Origin of the sequence: Microtetraspora malaysiensis, from assembly GCF_001528665.1 — a bacterium.
GTDB classification, from domain to species: Bacteria; Actinomycetota; Actinomycetes; order Streptosporangiales; family Streptosporangiaceae; genus Microtetraspora_A; species Microtetraspora_A malaysiensis.
The window spans coordinates 196,751-216,972 of sequence record NZ_BBYJ01000009.1 but is presented as its reverse complement, the minus strand read 5'-3'; the positions used below and the strand labels follow the sequence as shown (position 1 = coordinate 216,972).

Below are 20,222 nucleotides of genomic sequence, written 5' to 3'. Positions count from 1 at the left end.
CACCGGCAACCCGCACGTCCTAATCTCCCGGCTCACCGCCGCCGGAGTCGAGCCCGTCAGCACCTACTACCTCAAGCAACACCTACTCGTCCGACACCGGGTCCGGCTCGACGATCTACGTGTCGACCGCGTCCTGGAGGAGGCGCTCAATCGGGGCCCAGACGCGCTCCATCTCGCCGTGGTCTTCGGCATCGATGAGAGCACCGCTATCCGCTACGCCGACCAGGCACGCCGACTCATCAACGAAGATCAGGACGAGACCGACAACGAGATCAGCTAACTAATGACTGGGCGCGTCCTCACGTGCCCAGGCGAGGATCCGCACCGCCAACTCGTCGGCCCCGTCCCCGGCGAAGACCTTGGGAGCGAGGGCGCGGCCTTGCGCGGCATCGGCCATCGCCTCCTCGATCCACTCCTGCGGTACCCCGCGCTCCTTCAGCCGGTGAAGGCGCACCTCGTCCGGGCAGTCGAGCAGAGCCCAGCGAACCGGCGCGGCCCAGCGACCGCCTGGGGCGAACTCCTCGGGATCAGGCACCGGGCACAGCAGGAGCACCGGGTGACCCGCCCGGCGGACCATGGTCACGATGCGTTCCCACATGCGGTCGTAGGCAGGCCACACCGGGGCAGCCGCGGGATCGGCGATGGGGACGCCGAGCAGCGCGCCATCCTCCAGCAGCTCGTCCATGTCCATCACGACCAGGCCGTCCGCCGCTGCCAGCAGGTGTGGGAGCAACGTGGTCTTGCCTGCAGCCGGCGCGCCCGCAAGAAGGTGGAGGGATGCGTGCATCTACTTGATCGTAGTGGTTCGCTGCGAGCCCGACGGTCAGCTCGGTCAGCAGCAGACCTGAGCGCTGGCCGGCGCGGCCGAGATGTTTCCGCGCTCAACATCATCAATGAAGATCAGCACGAGACCGACAACGAGATCAGCTAAGCAAGAACTCAAGCTAGATACACGTCACGAACGAACGAACACCCGACAGTTCAATCTGAAAAGCCTTCAGAAGCAATGAACTTTCGAACCTGACAGTGCTAAGGTATCGCCACTTCGCGACGCTACGGGATCAATCGTGAGCGCTGCGTAGGCCAAACGAACGACCCCGGGCCACCACCACGGCACCGGGGTCTCCCCGTTCTAGGGCCGTGTTGCCGGCGAGAAAGCAACACGAGGCAACGCGGGACCTCTTGCCGAATTGCCCTCATAGGGATCAAGCCCGTTCTCGTACCACAGAGCCGTCGGCCGCTCATCAGGTACGGCGAGGGCTTAGCGCCAGTTTCCGTTCCGATGTTCCTCAACCCCCGTTTCTCGCTTGCCAGCCCCTGTCCAGACCTGGCGGGTGTCCGGTCGTTGTCCGCATGCGCTGTCCACGGGTGGTGGACACGGCACCGGCCTGCCGAAAGTGATCTCACGCCATCACGGCACACCATCTCGCCCCGACAGGAGTCATGCAGTGAGAACTTTTCAGCGCATCGCCGCCCGGGCCATCGCAGCAGCGGCCCTTGCCCTCCCCGCGCTCACCTTGATCGGCTCGCCCGCCGTCGCCGATCCTGCCGAGGAGACGTTCACCCCTCACGTCACCACACTGGAGAGCAACACCTCCGCATGCCCAGGCAACGACCAGTACTTCAGCGGCTGGGACACGCAGCAGCCCATCGAGTGGACCTACACCAACGGTGAGCACGTCTGCATCGAGGTCGAGTACAAGGTGGCGTTCACCACCGCGAACTGCGCCTACCAGTTCTACGTGCCCAACAGGCAGGCCACGGGCTACATCGACTTCTGGGTGTCGGGGCTCAGCGCAAATAGCAACATGCGCTGGGGTATCAACAGGGGGATCAACGAGTACGACAAGGAGGGCTGGTACACCATCCACAGCGGCACCGGCGTCACCTCCATCAAGTTCTGGGACAAGGGGCCCAAGGGATACACGCTCGGCTGGGGCAAGTACGCCAGCTTGAAGCGCGTCTGCTCCTAATCGCTGGGGTGCTCTGCGCCCCTGAGCAGTGACTTGCGGAGCCGGCGCCGGGATCAAAGGGACCTGCGCCCGCATCGGCTCCGCAACACACCTTCGGGTCGTGGTCAAGAAGGGCCCAGAACGCCTCTATAAGAGGATCGGTGCCGTGGGCCCGACGAAGGAGGGGCCGCGGCGTCGTCGGCGAGTCCGAGCCGCAGGTGCTCGACGTGGTAGAGGGCCTGATCCAGGAGCTCGGCGACGTGGTCGCCATACAGCGCGCGCTCGCCTGGGCGGGCACCGCCTCGTCGTGCTCAGCGGCCACCGCTGACCACGCATCGGAGATAACAGGATCCCTTCAGTCACTGCTACCCCAGCGTCCACGTAGGCTCGATCCACTATCCTCCCGATATGCCCGAGTCCTCTGGGGGACGACTCGCCTCTCGTTACCTCCTGCGCCGTCAACTTGGCAGTGGCGGGATGGGCACGGTCTGGCTGGCCTGGGACGAGATGCTCCAACGCGAGGTCGCGATCAAGGAGCTCCGCCTGCCGGACGGCCTCGATGAGGCGGAGCGCGCCCACACCGTCGAACGCGCCGTACGTGAGGCGCGGGCCGCCGCACGGGTCCGGCACCCCGGCATCGTCAGCCTGCACGACGTGCTGGTCGAAGACCGGCGGCCATGGATCATCATGGAGCTGCTGCGCGGCCGTACGCTCGCCGACGAGGTCAAGGAACGGGGACCGCTGCCCCCGGAGCGGGCCGCCCGCGTGGGCGCGGAGGTGCTCGGCGCCCTCCGGGAGGCGCACGCGCACGGCATCCAGCACCGGGACGTCAAACCGGCGAACGTCTTCCTCAACGAGGACGGGCGTACGATACTGACCGATTTCGGCATCGCCCGGCTGGAGGGTCAGGTCACGCTGACCGCGGCCGACACCACGATCGGGTCACCCGGCTTCATCTCTCCCGAGCGGCTCGACGGCGCCACCGGCGGGCCTGCCTCCGATCTGTGGTCCCTCGGCTCGACCCTGTATCTCGCGACCGAGGGCGTCCCCGCGTACGACGGCGGCCCCGTCGAGCGGATCCATGCCACGCTGGTCAGCAGGACTCCCCCGCCGCCGCGCCGCGCGGGCGCCCTGGGGCCGCTGCTGATGTGGATGATGGACCGCGACCCCGCGGCACGGCCAGACACCGCGACCGCGCTCCGGCTGCTCGTCGACATCTCCGAGGGCCGCTCCCCCACGCTGTCGCCCGTCCCGGCCGCTCCGGCGCCGATCCCGCCCGCGTCCTCCGGGCCTTACAACGAGCCGATCCCGCCGGGGCCGGTCGCCCCCGGGCCCGGCTATCCGGGGCCGCAGAGCGGCCAGGGCGGCGCGCCGTTCGCGGGCGTCACCGGCTACCCCGTCTGGCAGGGCGCGGGAGGGCCGGGCCATCCGGTGGGCGTCGCCGACCCCTCCAACCCGCACAACGTCGTCCACCAGCCCGGCCCGCACGACCCGTGGGCCGCCGCTCCGGGCATGCCGAACGCGCCGGGAACCGCCGATCCCCCGGCCACGAGACGGCGCATGCTCCTGGGGGGCGCGGTCGTGGCCCTGGTCGCGGCGGTGGCCGCGACCGTGGCGTTCGTCGTGCTTCCGGACGGCAGCGCGCAGAAGGCGCCGTCGTTCACGCGTCCCGTCGACTTCTGCGCGCTCCTCACCTCCGAGCAGGTCCACGAGGTCGTCCGTACGGCGCCGGCGCCGAAAGGCGCGGTCTCCGGGGCGGGCTGCGAGTGGGCGGTCAGGGGCGAGGGGATCAGCCTCATCCCGAAGAAGGACTCCGACACGCCCGACCCCTGGGCCATGACCGAGGAGTCCTCCGGCCTGCTGTACGAGAGCCTCGCCAAGAAGTACGCCAAGGGGCTCAAGGGCGACTGGACGTGGAAGGAGATCGGGCAGACCCGCCCGATCGCGTTCGTACAGACCGCTCCCCGGCCCGTCAAGGGCGTGGGAGACGAGGCGCTCGCCTACGAGTTCACGACGGCGCAGGGCCACACGTTCGGCGGCGTGGTGCTCTTCCGGCTGGGCGACCTCGTGGTCGAGGCCGCCTACTCGACGCTCTCGACCACCCCCACCGACGACGACATCCGCAGCGCGGCGCTCTCCGTCGCCCGCATGGGCGACGCCGCGCTGCGCACGAAGGGATGAGCGGCGTGCTGCTGGCCGGTCGATACCGCCTGCTCGAAACCCTCGGCGAAGGCGGTGCGGGCACCGTCTGGCGCGCCAGGGACGAGATGCTGCACCGCGACGTCGCGGTCAAGGACATCCGCGTGCCACCCGAGCTCACCGGCGAGGCCAGGCGCGCCTTCGGGGGGCGGGCGATCCAGGAGGCCCGTTCCGCCGCCAGGCTCAACCATCCGGCCATCGTGGTCATCCACGACGTCGTCGTCGACCGGGACCGGCCGTGGATCGTGATGGATCTGATCCGCGGCCGCTCGCTGGACCATGTGATCAAGAACGGCGGGCCGCTGCCCGCGCGCCGGGTCGCCGAGATCGGGCTCCGCCTCCTCGGCGCCCTTTCGGCTGCGCACGCCCAGGGGCTCCTGCACCAAGACGTCAAGCCCGCCAACGTCCTGCTCGACGAGCACGGCCAGGCCCTGCTCGCCGACTTCGGCATCGCCCTACCGGCCGCCACCGGCGACACGTCCGGATCCGCCCCCGACGCCGACCGGGAGACGGCCGCCTGGCTCACCACGGCGGGTTCTCCCGGGTACGCGGCGCCGGAGCGGCTTTCCGGCGGCGCCGCGACACCCGCGTCCGACCTGTGGTCGCTGGGCGCCACGCTCTATACGGCGGTCGAGGGGCGCGCTCCATTCGCGCGTGAACTGGCCGCCGCCGTGACCGCCGCGATCCTGCTGCGTCAGGCACCGGCGCCCGAGCGGGCGGGGCCCGTGCTCGGCCCGCTCCTGCTCGCCATGCTGGCCAAGGACCCGGCGGCCCGTCCCTCCCCGGACGCGATCCGGGAGGCCTTGCGCGCGGTCGCCGCGTACGACGCCGCCCCCGCACCTGCCGCGCATCCCACGGCCGGTGCGCTCGCCGCGCAGGCCGACCCGTCGTCACCGGTGTCGGGCACCCTGCCCACCGCGCCCTCGCGGCGCGGTAGGGCGCGTCCCGCCAAGCGGAGGCCGCTGCTGATCGCGTCCATTGTGCTCGTCGCCCTGGCCGCCACCGGCACGGCGGGCTGGCTCGCCCTGCGGCCGGACGCCTCTTCAGCAGGGAGCACGAGCGGCGCGGCTCCTTTCGCCACGGTGCCCGACCCGTGCGCTCTGCTCACGGACGCCCAGGCGACCGAGCTTCTCGGCGGCGCCACCGAGACCTCGGCGGCGGACGGCGAGTGCGCGTGGCGGTTCCGCCACGACGGGATCGTCTGGCGCAGCGTCACCCTGCTGCTCCGGGCCGAGCGCAGCGGGGAGGCCGCCCGGCTCTCCCTCGCCTCCCGCCGTTCCGTTCAGGCGTCCTTGAAGGGGACCGCGTCCCACGAGACGACGTACGGGGTCCGGGACGTGCCCGGCACCGGCGTCGAGGGCTTCGCGCAGGACGTGTCGAACTCCTTCCAGAAATCCACCACCAGCACGGTCTGGTTCCGCGTCGGCAACATGATCGGCGAAGTCCGGTACCACCAGCTGGACGGCCCCGCCGTCACCCCCGCCGCCCGGCGTACGGCGGAGCGCGCCGCGAAACTCACCGCGGAAGCGATCGGTCGCGCCTGAGCCCCCGAGGAGAGCACATGGACAGCCAGGAAAACGGCCCCCGCGATCCGAACGAGGCCGAGGACGGCCGTCCCATGACGCCCTGGCCCGGCCACCCGAGCCCGCCGCCGGACGGCCCGCCTCCGGGAGCCGTGCCGTCCTGGCCCAATGGCCCGGTCCCGGGCTCCGCGCCGCCCTGGCCGAACGGAGCGGCTCCGGGCCCCATGGCACCCGGCACGCCCGGCGGCCCCCTGTCCCCGCCTTCGTGGCCGTACGCGGCGAACGGGCAGAACGGCCAGAACGGCCAGAACGGACCGGGCGGACCGGCGGGCCCCGGCCTGCCCGGCGCGCCGACGGGGCCGACGGGGCTGGGCGCGCTGGTCGCGCCGATCCCCCCGCGCCGCCGTAGCAAGCTGGTCCCGGCGGTGGCCGCCGGGACCGCGCTGGCCGCCGCCGCTGCCGCGACCGCCTTCTTCGTGTTCCGTGAAAGGGACGACGACGCCGCCGCGCGCCCGGCGGGCTCCACGTCTTCGCCGCGTGCCACGCTCGCCGCGCCGGACGCGTGCGCCATGCCGCGCCACGCCACCGTGGAACGGCTGGTCCCCCAGGCGAAGAGCACCAAGGACACCCGCGACCACCGGGATGACACCGGCTACATCAGCTGGGTCTGCACCCTGCGCAACGACAACTTCTCCTTCGGCGAGTACGTCCGCTCCCGGAGCATCGAGATCGAGCTGACCCGCTACGAGGCGGACGGCGAGCTCACCGCCGTCCGCGTCGCCCGCAACTCCTACGACGCCGAACTGACGGGGGGCAAGTACGCCGAGACCCACTCGACCAAGGAGAACTACAGCTCCAAGGTGCGCACCCTGTCCGGCGTCGGCGAGGAGGCGTTCGCCCGCTACACGTGGGCGCGGGACGCCAAGAGCAGCAACAACATGTACTCCTACGGGCAGGCGATCGGCCGCGTCGGCGACGTGGTGATCGAGGTGAAATACCAGGCGAGCCAGCAGCGCAAGGACGCGCCGATCTTCTCCACGGACGGCGTTCAGGGGGTGACCGAGGAGAACGCGCTGCGCGAGGCCGCCACGCTCTTGGGCGAGGTCGCGGCGTCGGTGACGACGTGGCGAAACGGCCGCGGCCCGGTGAGCACGACAGGCGATCCGGGCGGGACGGACGCCGCCGGCTCGACCCCCGAGGCGTCGCCGTCGGCCACCGCCTCCCCGTCGCCCACCCCGATCGCGATGCCCGCCTTCTGTGAGCAGGTGTCGGCGGTCGCGCAGCGTTACGTGCCGCAGGCCACCCAGAAGGCGACCCAGATCCAGGACGCCTCGTCCACCAGCACCGACTGCGTCTGGATGAACCGCGAGTTCCCCGCGGGGGCGAAGACGCGGCTGCGCAGCGTGATGATCACCGTCCAGCGCTTCACGAACCGGGTCGGCACCGAGGACCCCGACGGCGCGAAGAACCGGTTCATCGACCAGCGGGCCGAGGGCCGGAGGATGGCCAAGAGCGGCTTCGGCGGCATGTTCTGGTACACGTCGACCGACATCAAGGGCCTGGGCGACGCGGCTTTCCGCCAATACCGGACCAACCGGACGCCCACCGTGCACGCTGGGATCGGCCAGGTGGCCGTGCGGTACGGCTCGGCGGTCGTCACGGTCGACTTCTTCGGCGCCGACCGGCCGGAGGGTACGCCGCTGAACTCTCCCAAGTCCACCCTGATGGGCGCCAAAGAGAGCCTGGCCGGCGCCCTCACCGTGGCGCGGGCGATAGCGCAGGCCCTCGCCGCGGGCTGACCTCACCGGGAAGGGCCCGCGGCGAGGGCGGTCAGAGGCGGGCCCGGTAGACCGCGCGTGCCTTCTCGATGAGGTCAAGGTGGTCGCGGAGCTGCCCCTCGCCCTCCAGCCGGGCCTGCCCGCGCACCAGTTCCTCCAGCAGGACCAGCCAGCGCAGGCACCAGCGGACGTCCTCGCCCCTGGCGACGTGCCGTCCGCCCACGTCCAGATAGATCGGGCTGGTGTGCGCGTACACCTGCCGGTGCAGGGAGCGGCGGTGGCCGCCGCCGGAGGCGACCGCGACGAGGTACGTCGGCTCGGTCACGGTGAGCACGGCGGTCAGCTCGCCTCCGCCGCCTTCGGCGAGCACGCCGTCCGCGGTGCGGATCTCGACCCGCTCCACCTCGGGTCCGATCGCCCCGGCCCGCACCGTCACCCGGTCCCCCGGGGACAGATTCAGGATGTCGCCGATCTGGTGGCCGTCCACCGACAGCTCCAGCCACGGCCCGGTGGTCGCGAAGGTACGGCCGCGCCGCACCGCCGTGGCGTACGCCTCCGCGGTGAGCGGGCCATCGAGCCGGGCGTAGACGCGCTCCCAGCCGGGCGGGCTGGACACGGTCTCCTGCCGGGTGAACGAGAGCATGGAGTCGGTGCCGGCCAGCGCGGTGAGCCGGTTGCCCGCACCGATCAGCCGCCGGTAGACCTCGACCGTGCCCTCGATGTCGGAGAAGTGCAGCAGCTCCATGCCGTCCACCAGGCCGAGCGCGGCGTCGACCACGACCGCCCTGGCCGAACAGTTCCTGCGGCCTTCGGCGATGATGTCCTCCGGCGTGGCGATGGAGCGGTGAAAGGGGTGGGCGTAGCCCAGCACCGCACCCGTCTCCCGCATCTCACCGCAGGCGGCGCCGTTCGGCGGCCAGTCGGCCTCGCTGCCGAAGCCGGTGTGGTACCGCATGGGCGGGGCGGTCACCCCGAACGCGTGCACGTGCCCGAACAGGTCGTTGCGGTACTCCACGCCCATCCGGGCGATGTGCCCGGCGTCCGACCAGGGCAGGTCGCGTCCGGCCCAGTGCTGGAGCGCCTCCCGGTCGTAGACGCGCTCGCCGGAGACGTTGCCCGCGACGAGGTTGAGCACGTGCAGGTCCTCGCCGTGCTGCATCAGCGCGGCCGCGGCGGGCGGGGCGACCAGGTCGCCGGCCCAGTTGAGGTGCACGTGCAGGTCGGCGCCGTACCAGCCGCGGGCGGCGGCGTCGTAGATCCGCTCGGGGGTCAGCTCGACGCGCGTCTCCCCCCACGGCTCGGGCAGGACGGTCGTCTCGGCCCAGTCGTACTCCATGCCCCGGGTGACCTGGACGGTGAGGGGCTCGGCCGGGACGTCGAGCACGAGGTCGTCGCCGTGGAAGAACGGCCGGCCGTGGTAGTCGAGACGGCGCGGCACGCCTTCGGGGTACCAGCCCTGGCCGCCCTTCGATGTCACGCTCCACCGGCAGGGGAAGCCGGCGCGCAGGCGCAGCCGCGACGGCACGGCATGGCGGCGGAGCGGGGACAGGTCCACCGGAACGCCGTCCACGGTCACGTGGGAGTCGCTGCGGACGTCCACCAGCAGCGCGCCGCGGGCCGCGATCTCATGCGGCCTGCCGTCCACGGTGACGGCGGTCGCGGCGTCGCGCGAGGAGTCGACGACGAGGGTGACCTCGACCGGGCGGGCGGCCACCACCGCGTGAACCGTCCCGGGGTCGAAGTGGTGGCCGTGCGGGGTGACCCGGAGGGCGACGAGCCCGTCCGGCAGGGTCTCGCCGAGCACATCCCGGAAGGCGGCGTCGAGGTCGGCTCCGGGGGCCACGGACATCCGCTCGGCCTCCTTCGGAAACCGAAGGAAGGTCATCATCCGGACGTAGTCGAGCGGCGGTTCACCCCAGGTGAGACCGTGCTCGGCCAGCAGCGCGCCGTACTCCTCGAGCGCGCGTGCCACCGCCGGCGGCAGCAGCGGGTCGTGATGCATGGTGCCTCCCCGTTCGTCGACAACGGGGCCATGGTGGCATCACAACCTGCGCGGAAATCCGCGCGCCGGCGGCGCTCCTCACCTGGGGGTAGCGGTCTATAACACCTGGGAGGAAATCATGCGTCCCGCTTGTCACAAATCCCCGGCCGGACCCGAAAATACGGCGAGGATCCGGTCCGCGGCCTGGCCGGGCGTGAGGCTCCCGTCGAGCACCTGCCGCTCGATCTCCGGGGCGATCGAGGCGGTCTTCTCGTGCAGCCGGGCGAGCAGCCGGTCACGCACCAGCGCCCACGTCCACTCGACCTGCTGGCGACGCCGTTTGCCCGCCAGGTCGATGCTCTCCTGGTGGCGTACGACGTGCTTCCACAGCTCCTCCAGCCCGGCGCCGGTCAGCCCGCTGCAGGTCAGGACCGGGGCCGTCTCCCCGGATCGCAGGAACCGCAGCGCCCCGGCGAGCTCGCGCGCGGCCTGGCGCGCGGCCACCTCGTGCTCGCCGTCGGCCTTGTTGACCGCGATCACGTCGGCCAGCTCCAGGACGCCCTTCTTGATGCCCTGGAGCTGGTCGCCCGTACGGGCGAGCGTGAGCAGGAGGAACGTGTCGACCATGTCGGCGACGGCGGTCTCGGACTGCCCGACGCCGACGGTCTCCACGAGCACGATGTCGTAGCCGGCCGCCTCGACGACGACCATCGCCTCCCGGGTGGCCGCGGCGACGCCGCCGAGGGTGCCCGCGGTGGGGGACGGCCGGATGAAGGCGTTCGGATCGGTGGCCAGCCGCGCCATCCGTGTCTTGTCGCCCAGGATGCTGCCCCCCGAGCGCCGCGACGACGGGTCGACGGCGAGCACCGCCACGCGGTGCCCGCGCCCGGTGAGGTGGGTGCCGAGAGCCTCGATGAACGTGGACTTCCCGGCCCCCGGCACCCCGCTGACGCCCACCCGCCGAGCCTTCCCCGCGTGCGGGGTCAGTTCGGCGAGCAGGCGTTGCGCGAGGTCGCGGTGGTCGGCGCGAGTGGACTCCACCAGCGTGATGGAGCGGGCGATCCACCGCCGGTCGCCCGCCAGCACTCCGGTGACGTAGTCGTTGAGCGCGTTCCCCATGGTCACGTGCGGGAGAGGGCGCGCAGCAGGTCGAGGGCGGCGTCCGCGATCACGGTGCCGGGCGGGAAGATCGCCGCCGCTCCGGCCTCGCGGAGCGCGTCGAAGTCGCCCGGCGGGATCACACCGCCGACCACGATCATGACGTCGTCCGCTCCGAGGTCGTGCAGCGCCCGCTTCAGCGACGGGACGAGGGTCAGGTGCCCGGCGGCGAGCGACGAGACGCCGACGATGTGCACGTCGGCCTCCACCGCCTGGCGCGCGACCTCCTCCGGCGTCTGGAACAGCGGGCCGACGTCGACGTCGAAGCCGAGGTCGGCGAAGCCGGTCGCGATCACCTTCTGGCCCCGGTCGTGCCCGTCCTGGCCCATCTTGGCGACCAGGATCCTCGGGCGGCGGCCCTCGGCCTTCTCGAACTCGGCGCAGGCGGCGCGGACCTCGTCCACTCCCTGGCCCACCTCCTCGCGGTACACGCCGGAGATGGTACGGATCTCCGCGGCGTGCCGTCCGAACACCTTCTCCAGCGCGGCCGAGATCTCACCTACGGTGGCCTTGGCGCGCGCCGCGTCCACGGCCAGCTCCAGCAGGTTCCCGCCCTCGGCCGCCGCCCTGGTGAGCGCGTCGAGCGCGGCGTCCACGTCGGCCTGGGAGCGCTCCTCGCGCAGTCTGCGGAGCTTCTCCAGCTGCTGCTCGCGCACCGCCGTGTTGTCGACCTTGAGCACCTCGATCGGCTCGTCGGCCTGCGGGCGGTACTTGTTGACCCCGATGACCGGCTGGTGGCCGGAGTCGATGCGCGCCTGGGTGCGGGCCGCCGCCTCCTCGATGCGGAGCTTGGGCAGCCCCTGGTCGATGGCGCGGGCCATGCCTCCGGCCCGCTCGACCTCCTGGATGTGCCCCCACGCCCGCGCGGCGAGATCGTTGGTGAGCCGCTCGACGTAGTACGAGCCGCCCCACGGGTCGATCACCCGGCAGGTGCCCGACTCCTGCTGGAGCAGGAGCTGCGTGTTGCGGGCGATCCGGGCGGAGAAGTCCGTCGGCAGGGCGAGCGCCTCGTCCAGCGCGTTGGTGTGCAGCGACTGCGTGTGCCCCTGGGTGGCGGCCATCGCCTCCACGCAGGTCCGTACGACGTTGTTGAACACGTCCTGGGCGGTCAGGGACCAGCCGGAGGTCTGGCTGTGCGTGCGCAGGGACAGCGACTTGGGGTTCTTCGCCCCGAAGCCGCGGACCAGCTCGGCCCAGAGCAGCCGGGCCGCGCGGAGCTTGGCGACCTCCATGAAGAAGTTCATGCCGATGCACCAGAAGAACGACAGGCGCGGCGCGAACGCGTCGATGTCCAGACCCGCGGCCACCCCGGCCCGCAGGTATTCGACGCCGTCGGCGAGGGTGTAGGCCAGCTCCAGGTCGCAGGTCGCCCCGGCTTCCTGGATGTGGTAGCCGGAGATCGAGATGGAGTTGAACTTCGGCATCCGCCGCGAAGTGTACGCGAAGATGTCGGAGATGATCCGCATCGACGGGCCCGGCGGGTAGATGTAGGTGTTCCGGACCATGAACTCCTTGAGGATGTCGTTCTGGATGGTCCCGGCGAGCTGCTCCGGGGCCACCCCCTGCTCCTCGGCCGCCACGATGTAGAGCGCGAGGATCGGCAGGACCGCGCCGTTCATGGTCATCGACACGCTCATCCGGTCGAGGGGGATCCCGTCGAAGAGCTGCCGCATGTCGTAGATCGAGTCGATCGCGACGCCGGCCATGCCGACGTCGCCCGCGACCCGGGGATGGTCGGAGTCGTAGCCCCGGTGCGTGGCCAGGTCGAACGCGACCGAGAGGCCCTTCTGCCCGGCGGCGAGGTTGCGCCGGTAGAACGCGTTCGACTCCTCGGCCGTGGAGAAGCCGGCGTACTGGCGGATCGTCCACGGCTGGTTGACGTACATGGTGGGGTACGGCCCGCGCAGGTACGGCGGCATGCCGGGGTAGGTCTCCAGGAAGTCGATCCCCTTGAGGTCCCCGGCCGTGTAGAACGGCTTGACCTCGATGCCCTCCGGCGTCTCCCAGACCACGCCGTCGACGTCCGGCACGGTCCCCGCCCCGGAGCCCAGGTCGATTCCCGAGAAGTCAGGGATGGTCATCGGGTCACTCCCAGATCGTCGAAGGTCGTGCGGAGCACGCCGAGCGCGTCACAGCCGGCGTACACACGGTCGTCCACTCCCTCATACTCGCCCTTCCCGGCCAGCCACACGCGCCGAGCCCCCGCCTCGCGGAGCGCCGCCGCCACCGCCTCGGCGTGCTCGCCGTACATGCGGTCGCTGGAGCACAGGCAGGCGACCGGCGTGCCGGCGTCGCGGAACGCGGCGGCGATGGCGGCGGCGTCGGTGCCCGGCCCGCTGGTCACGGTGGCGACGCCGCCGGCCGCGAAGAGGTTGGCCGCGAACGACGCGCGCGCCGTGTGCACGGCGACCGGCCCGATCGTGGCGAGGAACACGGTGGGCCGCTCGTCCTGGGCGTCGGCGAGGTCGCGCAGCGCCTCGAACTCCTCGGCGTACCGGACGCGGGGCAGCCCCGCGCCGGAGGGGGCGCCGGCGAGGCCGTGGCCCGGCTCGCGCTCCGGCAGCCGCTCCGTCAGGTTGGGGAACTCGCTGACCCCGGTGATCGGGTCGCGGCGGTGGGCGACGCAGTCCGCGCGCCTGGCGCGGGTGGCGGCCAGCCGCTCAGGGACGAGCCGCTCGAGAGCGACGGCCATCCCGCCCGCGCGCTCGATCTCCTGGAACCACGCCCAGGCGCTCTCGGCCAGGTCGGCGGTGAGCCGCTCCACGTACCAGGAGCCGCCCGCCGGGTCGAGGACGCGCGCCACGCCCGCCTCCTCAAGGAGAAGCGACTGCGTGTTGCGGGCGATGCGCCGGGCGAACGCGTCCGGCAGGCCGAGGACGGCGTCGAACGGCTGCACGGTCACCGCGTCCGCGCCGCCGACCCCCGCCCCGAAGCAGGCCAGCGTGGTGCGGAGCATGTTCACCCACGGGTCCCTCTCGGTCATCATCGCCGAGGAGGTCACCGCGTGCTGGAGCTGCTCGCCGGGGCCGCCGACGACCTCCGCCACCCGGGCCCACAGCCGCCGCGCGGCGCGGAGCTTGGCGATCGTGAGGAACTGGTCGGCGGTGGCCGCGTAGCGGAACTCGAGCTGCCCGAGCGCCTGCACGGCGGAGAGCCCCGCGGCGGTCATCGTCCGCAGGTAGGCGACGCCCGTGGCGATCGAGCAGCCCAGCTCCTCGGCGTCGCCCGCGCCCGCGTCGTGGTACGGCAGGGCGTCGACGACGAACGTCCGCAACGCCGGGAAGTCGCGCGCGCAACGCCGCAGAAGATCACTGGCCGCATCGGTCGCGCGGGGGAAGGCGTCCTCGCGTCCGAGGTCGAATCCGGGCGCGGCGCTCGCCCGGGCGCGGGCGCCGAGCGGGTCGAGGCCGAGGTTGCCGCCGGGAGGGGTCACGCCGCGCTCGGCGAGCAGGTCGAGGAACGCGGGCGCCGCCTCATGCGCCCGGTCGCCCGCCTCCAGAACCACCGGGGCGAGGTCGAGGTAGACCCCGTCGAGCACCCGCGGCAGCGCTTCGGGGCCGATGGAGGTCAGGTCCAGCCAGATGGAGGTGACGCCGTTCTCCAGGTCGGCCAGGACCGCCTCCCTGGTGACCGCCGGGTCCGGGTGCGCGTGGCGCTGCCGTACGTCCCAGGGACGGGCGGGCCGTACGACGCGCGGGGCGCCGGGCAGGTCCGAGGCGTCGTGGAGGGGGGCGATCGTCACGCCGTCGTACGTCGTGGAGGACAGCGCCTCCTCCGCGGCGGCGGGGACGGCGTCCTCGGGGAGGACGCCGGACTTCCTGAGGACTCCGAGCGCGAGCGTGCGCCACTGCTCCCGCGTGCCGGGCGGGAATCCTGCGGCGAATTCAAGAGGCGGCACCGTCATGCGAGGGATGCTAGGCGCATCGTCCCCAGAACATATATCCGGGTCCCGGTCTACGAGAAGGTGGGGGCGGGCCGGTCAGGCTCCGGGCGCGGCGGACTCGGAGTGCCCCGCCGGGTCGAAGGCGGCGTTCCAGGTCAGCGGACCGACGATGCCGTCGGGGTCGAGGTGCCGCCCCTTCTGGAAGGTGACGCACACGGCCGTGGACTTGGGACCGTAGGCGCCGTCGACCTCGATCACGTATCCGAGGCCGGCCATCTGCCGCTGCCAGGCGCGGACGTCCTCACCTCGCATGATGGGCGGATATTTCAGCAGCCGTCCGGGCCACTGCGGGGTGGATCCGGGGTCAGGCTGCTGCCCCCCGCCTCCCGGGCGTGGCGCGCCCTCGCGCACCCAGGCGTAGAGGGCGTCGCCGGGGCAGTCGGTGGGGTAGCCGTCGCGGTGCCCCTTGATCTCGTTGCCCGCGCCGCCCTTGGCACGGAGGTACTCGATCGCGTCGAGGATCGCGTTCAGGAGCCCGTCGGGTGGTGTGACCAGGCCGGAGTTCCCGACCAGGCCGAGCACGGCGTAGTGCCCGGAGTTGAGGCCGGCCCCGTTGGCCGCGGGCAGGTTGTGCGGCCCCCGCCCGACGAACACCTTCTGGTGCGGGCAAGCAATCATGGAGTAGCCGATGTCCATCCATCCGTTGCCGTCCATGTGGAAGTCCTGGATGGACTTCACCATGGCCACGCACTTGGCGTGGTCGGTCACGATGGCGGGATCGACCCTCCCTCCGGTGTAGTGGACCTTCACTCCCCTGGTGGAGGTCAGCCGCGAGTAGGAACCCCTGGGCGCGCGAGCGCCCCACGCGGCGCGAGAGACGAGATCGATGGCCACGGACGTACTCCCGAATGGGCAAGGCGGACGGGGGGCCGCCGGACGCCCCGGCATGGAAGGTCCGGAATCGGCGGTTCATCCACGCGCTCGACCAGGGAATCCAGCAAAACGACCCTAACCGCATTACCAATTAAATAGCACCCTTATCCGCAATTTTTGCTGGTACACCAGGTCACGCGACCGCCGGCCCCGAGACCCGGAGGCAGCGCGCCTTGCAGAGTCCTTACAAGGCGGCGCGCATGCCGCGCTCAAGGGACCTGTAACCGGGCGGGCTTTCACTCGGTACACGAGCCCGGAAGGCAAGGGGTCACGCCGGGAAGCACCCGCTCTCAGGAGATCACCATGAAGCGCACCGCACTTGGTCTCGCCACCGCCGCGATCACCGGCCTCGGCGTCCTGCCCGCCGTCGTCGCCGCCGCGCCCGCGTCGGCCGCCGACTACGGTTCCGACACCTGCGCCCAGGGCTACGTCTGGCGCGAGGCCCGCCCCTCCGACCACGTCTGCGTCACCCCCGCCGTACGCACGCAGACCGCCCAGGACAACGCCGTCAAGGCCTCCCGCTGGACCAACGGCGCGTACGGCCCGCACACCTGCGTCGCCGGCTACGTCTGGCGCGAGGCGTTCTCCGGCGACGACGTCTGCGTCACCCCCGCCGTACGCACCCAGGTGCGGGCCGACAACGCCGCCGCGGCCGGCCGCCTCGCCTCGTCGTCCAAGCTGCCCTCGCCGATCGCCGTCAACCGCAAGGTCACCTTCAGCGGAGGGGTCCCGGTGGGCGGCTGGACGTCGCTGACCGTGTACGACAACGGGACGTACCAGTGGTCCGGGCACATGCACGACTCCGGCGGCACCAGCTACAACTACACCGGCGTCTGCGTCGTCCGTATGTCGTCGGGCTCCGCCTTCGTGTTCGAGACCTTCGGACGGCTCCACGGAACGTTCGACTCCGGCTCCCGTGACCACAACTGGAGCAAGTCGGGCACCATCTCCTCCCTTCCCACGGCCTGGCGCGCGTCGTCGAGCTACCAGGTGAGCTGCAAGAACAGCGTCAAGCTCAACCTCGACGGCACGGTGAAGTCGGCGCTCGAGGCCGTCGGCTACGCCTCCGCGGTCATCGCGATCGTCGCCTGACGAGCCGCTCGCGGCCTCCGGGGCGGGAACGTGTCAGGACCGCCGGACCACGGTGACGTCGAACTCCAGCGTCACCTTCGGGCCGACCATGATCGTGGTCGCGGCGTTCCAGTTCACGCCCCAGTCGTTGCGGTTGATCGTGGTGCTGCCCGTGAGGCGGATCCGGAGATCGCCCCGCGAGTCGTTCTCGGCGCCGGTCAGCTCGAAGTCCACGGTCACCGGCCTGGTCACGCCGCGCATGGTCAGGTCACCGGTGACCGTGAAGCTGGTTGTCCCGGCCGGCCGCACCGTGGTGGAGATGAAGGTGAGAGCCGGGTGGGCGGCCACGTCCAGGAACGTGCCGCGCAGCTGGTCGTCGCGCTGCCGGTTGTGGGTCTGGATGCTTTCGGCCTGGATGGTGAGCCGGGCGCTGGACTTCGACGGGTCGTCGCCGTCCAGGTGCGCGCCGCCCTCGAACTCCTCGAACCGGCCGCGCACCCGGGTGGCCATCGTGTGCCGCGCGACGAAGCCGATCCGCGTACGGGCGGTGTCGAGGACGTAGTCGCCGGTCAGCTCGGTGAGTGTGGTCATGGTCGACATGCGTGGTCGCTCCTGAAGGGGGAGAACAGGTGGGTGATCGTTCAGGTCCGGGCCGGTCACGGTTCGCGCGCGTGAGCAGCACGCGTCAGCACGTCGTCCACGGCCGGAGCTTCTCGGGGTTGCGTACCGCCCAGATGTGCTTGATCCGGTCGCCGGCGATGTCGAACGCCATCACCACCACGGTGACGCCGTCCTGCTGGGCCACCAGACCGGGCTGGCCGTTGACCGTGCGCTCCAGAATCGCCAGGCCGGGTGCTTTGCCGGCGATGTCGACCAGGGCGCGCGCGATCTGCTCGTCGCCCTCGACCGGGCGGAGCACGGCGGCGACGAGGCCGCCGCCGTCGCCGACCCCCGTGGCGTCGGGGGCGAGGAGGCCGATGAGGGCCTCGATGTCCTTGGCCTCCCATGCCTCCTTGAAGTCCCTGACGATGCCGGCGCGCCGGGCCGCCGGGGTCGCGGGAGGCTGCGACTCGCGGACGCGACGGCGGGCCGAGGAGGCCAGCTGGCGGCAGGCCGCCGGAGTACGGCCGACGATCTCGGCCACTTCGGCGAAGGGGTAGCGGAAGACGTCGTGCAGGATGAACGCGACGCGTTCGGCCGGGGTCATCGATTCGAGCACGACGAGGAAGGCCATGTTGACCGACTCGTCGAGCGTGATCCGGTCGGCCGGGTCGGCCGTGGCGCCGTCCGGCCGCCCGCTGATCCACTCCGTACGGTCGGGCAGCGGCTCCGGGATCCATTCGCCCACGTAGCGTTCGCGCCGGGCCCGGGCCGAGCCGAGCACGTCGAGGCAGATGCGGCCGGCGACCTTCGTCAACCAGGCGCCGGGGGATTCGATGGCCTCCTGCCGCTCCCGGGACATGGCGTACCAGCGGGCGTAGGTCTCCTGGACGACGTCCTCGGCGTCGGCCAGGGAGCCGAGGAGCCGGTACGCGAGATTGATCAGCTGGCGCCGCTCGCTCATGATCGCGTTCAGGCCCGGATCGAGCCGGCTGTCTCCCGGCTCGGACGAAGTGGTCATGATGTCCCCGGCTTTCCTTTTTCCTTGTCACATCCGCTCTCACCAAGTAGGACGAGACACCACCTCGGAATGTGAGGCCGGCGAGCGGCGGTTCACGCCGGCGACGGCCGGCCAGGCTCCGCGCGCTCAGCGGAACAGGGCGGTCTCCCGCTCCATACGCGACAGCTTCCCGGGGTTGCGCACGGCGTATGGAGGCCGGAGCATTGGCCCGCATTTCGGTGGACGAACCCCGGCCCGGCCCGGGATCATTCGCCCCGGGCCGGGCCGGGCCCGCGCCCGTCCGAGCGCGTCAAGACCGGCCCTCCGGCGACGAGGAGAAGGAGAAGCGATGCCCGAAGAGACGATCTCCAGCAGGGGGTACGGCCCGGACCACGTGTCGGGTCTCGGCTACGGCCTGCACCATGTCCAGCTCGCGATCGGGCAGGGAGACGAGGAGGCCTGCCGCGCCTTCTACGTCGGGATCCTCGGCATGATCGAGATCCCCAAGCCGCCGGCGCTCGCCGCGCGTGGCGGCCTGTGGGTGCGGGCCGACTCCCTGGAGATCCATCTGGGTGTCGAGCAGGGCTTCCGCCCGGCCCGCAAGGCTCACCCCGGCATCCTCGTCGCCGACCTGGACGGCCTGGCCGCCCGGCTGGAGCGGCACGGCGTCGAGGTGACCTGGGACGGCGACTTCCCCGGCCACCGGCGTTTCTACGCCCACGACGCCGTCGGCAACCGGCTGGAGTTCCTCCAGCGGATCCCGTCCGCCTGACGCGGCACCCGTCGTCCCGCCGCCTCTCGCTCACCCTCCGAACGCGATTGACGACGAATCGGAGCGAAGTCGTGGGCCTGCCGTACGGGAAACGCGCATTTCATTGACGGACAGTGCTAAATCCGTCGACACGCCGACATGGCACCGGAATCATGGCAGGCATGTCCATCGTGAAGGAGGTCGACTTCCCCTCCCGACCAGAACCCCGCGAGCCACTTCCGATGAACGTGTGGCTCGACGACGGCGACAGCCCCGCCGACGTGATCGACGCGCTCGCCCTGTCGCCGTTCGCCACGGGGACGCAGCCGTGGTCGCGCAGCACCACCGTGGACCGGGTCCGGCTGGAGCCCCCGACGGTCCCCCAGGGCGGGCGGGTGCTCCGGGTCGCCCAGGACAGCGACGGCCATGAGTCACGCCTGATCTCCGGCGAGGGGTGGACCCTGCGCGTGGTCCGCTACATCAGCAGGTCGGCCACCTTCACTGTGACGGCCACGAGCGAGGAGCTGGCCCGCTCGGTCCTCGACGAGGCGACCAAGGGCGCGGAGGAGGAGGTCGCCAAGGACGAGGACCACGTCGCGATGGGCTTCGTGTGGCTGTCCGATCACGGCATGCGCCGCTCCGCCAAGCCGATCACCACCGCTCCCTGGGACGGGATCAGGCACAACTATCCGCGCGCGGCCAAGGACCGGCTCGACCGGCTCATGGCGATCCGGCCGCCGGACGTGAACGGCCGGCTGCTCCTGCTGCACGGCCCGCCGGGCACCGGCAAGACCACCCTGCTGCGCACACTCGCCCGCGAGTGGGCGAGCTGGTGCCAGGTGGACTGCGTCCTCGACCCGGAGCGGCTGTTCAACAGCCCGGGATACCTCATGGATGTGGCGGTCGGCTTCGACTGCCCCGACGACGACGAGGAGCCCCGCTGGCGGATGCTCGTCCTGGAGGACTGCGACGAGTTGATCCGCGCGGAGGCGAAGCAGTCCACCGGCCAGGGGCTGTCCCGGCTGCTGAACCTCACCGACGGCCTGCTGGGGCAGGGGCGGGACGTCCTCGTCGCGATCACCACGAACGAGGACCTCAACCAGCTTCACCCCGCCGTGGTGCGGCCCGGCCGCTGCCTGGCCCAGATCGAGATCGGACGGCTGGCCCCGGACGAGGCCGTGGCCTGGCTCAACACGTCGGCGGACCGCTCCCGCGGCTCGGCCGCGCCGAACGGCGGGGCCGCGGGCGTCGGCCCCGACGGCGCCACGCTCGCGGAGCTGTTCGCGCTGCGCGAGGGGCACGGGCTCACCGCGCCCGAGACGACCGCCTCGACCGGCCTGTATCTCTGAGGGCGGCCGAATCCGGGCCCCGGAGCCCCCGCCGCCACCCGCGG

15 protein-coding genes are annotated in these 20,222 nt (G+C 71.7%); 7 read left to right on the top strand and 8 right to left on the bottom strand.

What is annotated here, in order from left to right; genetic code table 11:
* Positions 1-280: 280 nt before the first annotated feature.
* The gene (locus AWQ71_RS13115; RefSeq protein WP_067132104.1) at positions 281-787 is read right to left on the bottom strand and encodes a P-loop nucleotide/nucleoside kinase family protein; all 507 of its coding nucleotides are present in this window, start codon (positions 785-787) and stop codon (positions 281-283) included.
* Between the two features lie 661 nt (positions 788-1,448).
* Between AWQ71_RS13115 and AWQ71_RS13110 the strand changes: the two genes are divergently transcribed.
* The 4 genes from AWQ71_RS13110 to AWQ71_RS13095 all read left to right on the top strand — a co-directional run bounded on the left by AWQ71_RS13110 (position 1,449) and on the right by AWQ71_RS13095 (position 7,473).
* Positions 1,449-1,973: a hypothetical protein gene (locus AWQ71_RS13110; protein WP_067132101.1), complete on the top strand. Its 525-nt coding sequence runs from the start codon at positions 1,449-1,451 to the stop codon at positions 1,971-1,973.
* 387 nt (positions 1,974-2,360) lie between these two features.
* On the top strand, positions 2,361-4,133 hold the full coding sequence (locus AWQ71_RS13105; RefSeq protein ID WP_084258828.1) for a serine/threonine-protein kinase: 1,773 nt from the start codon (positions 2,361-2,363) through the stop codon (positions 4,131-4,133).
* A complete protein-coding gene (locus AWQ71_RS13100) occupies positions 4,130-5,695 on the top strand; it encodes a serine/threonine-protein kinase (protein WP_067132095.1) in 1,566 nt (521 codons plus the stop codon). Before AWQ71_RS13105 ends, AWQ71_RS13100 begins: the two co-directional genes overlap by 4 nt.
* A 17-nt stretch (positions 5,696-5,712) precedes the next feature.
* Entirely contained in the window at positions 5,713-7,473 is a 1,761-nt protein-coding gene (locus tag AWQ71_RS13095; RefSeq protein ID WP_067132092.1) for a hypothetical protein, read from the top strand.
* A 31-nt stretch (positions 7,474-7,504) separates the two neighbouring features.
* Here the strand turns inward: AWQ71_RS13095 and AWQ71_RS13090 are convergent, their stop codons facing one another.
* The 5 genes from AWQ71_RS13090 to AWQ71_RS13070 form a co-directional block, all read right to left on the bottom strand.
* On the bottom strand, positions 7,505-9,454 hold the full coding sequence (locus AWQ71_RS13090; RefSeq protein ID WP_067132089.1) for a CehA/McbA family metallohydrolase: 1,950 nt from the start codon (positions 9,452-9,454) through the stop codon (positions 7,505-7,507).
* Positions 9,455-9,586: 132 nt separating this feature from the next.
* Positions 9,587-10,552: a methylmalonyl Co-A mutase-associated GTPase MeaB gene (meaB, locus tag AWQ71_RS13085; RefSeq protein ID WP_067132086.1), complete on the bottom strand. Its 966-nt coding sequence runs from the start codon at positions 10,550-10,552 to the stop codon at positions 9,587-9,589.
* A 2-nt stretch (positions 10,553-10,554) separates the two neighbouring features.
* Positions 10,555-12,672, bottom strand: coding sequence for a methylmalonyl-CoA mutase (gene scpA, locus AWQ71_RS13080; protein ID WP_067132083.1), 2,118 nt, complete (start codon positions 12,670-12,672; stop codon positions 10,555-10,557).
* Positions 12,669-14,495 carry a methylmalonyl-CoA mutase family protein gene (locus AWQ71_RS13075; RefSeq protein WP_067132080.1) on the bottom strand — a complete coding sequence of 609 codons (1,827 nt, stop codon included), beginning with the start codon at positions 14,493-14,495 and terminating at the stop codon, positions 12,669-12,671. Before AWQ71_RS13075 ends, scpA begins: the two co-directional genes overlap by 4 nt.
* A gap of 75 nt (positions 14,496-14,570) precedes the next feature.
* A complete protein-coding gene (locus tag AWQ71_RS13070; RefSeq protein WP_067132077.1) occupies positions 14,571-15,368 on the bottom strand; it encodes a peptidoglycan recognition protein family protein in 798 nt (265 codons plus the stop codon).
* A 342-nt stretch (positions 15,369-15,710) separates the two neighbouring features.
* Here AWQ71_RS13070 and AWQ71_RS43005 point away from each other — a divergent pair, with 342 nt between their 5' ends.
* On the top strand, positions 15,711-16,499 hold the full coding sequence (locus AWQ71_RS43005; protein WP_067132074.1) for a hypothetical protein: 789 nt from the start codon (positions 15,711-15,713) through the stop codon (positions 16,497-16,499).
* A gap of 33 nt (positions 16,500-16,532) precedes the next feature.
* On the opposite strand, the gene AWQ71_RS13060 is transcribed toward AWQ71_RS43005, so the two are convergent.
* On the bottom strand, positions 16,533-17,078 hold the full coding sequence (locus AWQ71_RS13060) for a YceI family protein (protein ID WP_067132071.1): 546 nt from the start codon (positions 17,076-17,078) through the stop codon (positions 16,533-16,535).
* 85 nt (positions 17,079-17,163) lie between these two features.
* Entirely contained in the window at positions 17,164-18,099 is a 936-nt protein-coding gene (sigJ, locus tag AWQ71_RS13055; protein WP_067132068.1) for an RNA polymerase sigma factor SigJ, read from the bottom strand.
* A 328-nt stretch (positions 18,100-18,427) separates the two neighbouring features.
* On the opposite strand from sigJ, the gene AWQ71_RS13050 reads away from it, so the two are divergent.
* Together AWQ71_RS13050 and AWQ71_RS13045 are read left to right on the top strand one after the other, a co-directional pair.
* On the top strand, positions 18,428-18,850 hold the full coding sequence (locus AWQ71_RS13050) for a VOC family protein (protein WP_067132065.1): 423 nt from the start codon (positions 18,428-18,430) through the stop codon (positions 18,848-18,850).
* Between the two features lie 161 nt (positions 18,851-19,011).
* A complete protein-coding gene (locus AWQ71_RS13045; protein WP_067132062.1) occupies positions 19,012-20,178 on the top strand; it encodes a DUF5925 domain-containing protein in 1,167 nt (388 codons plus the stop codon).
* Positions 20,179-20,222 lie beyond the last annotated feature (44 nt).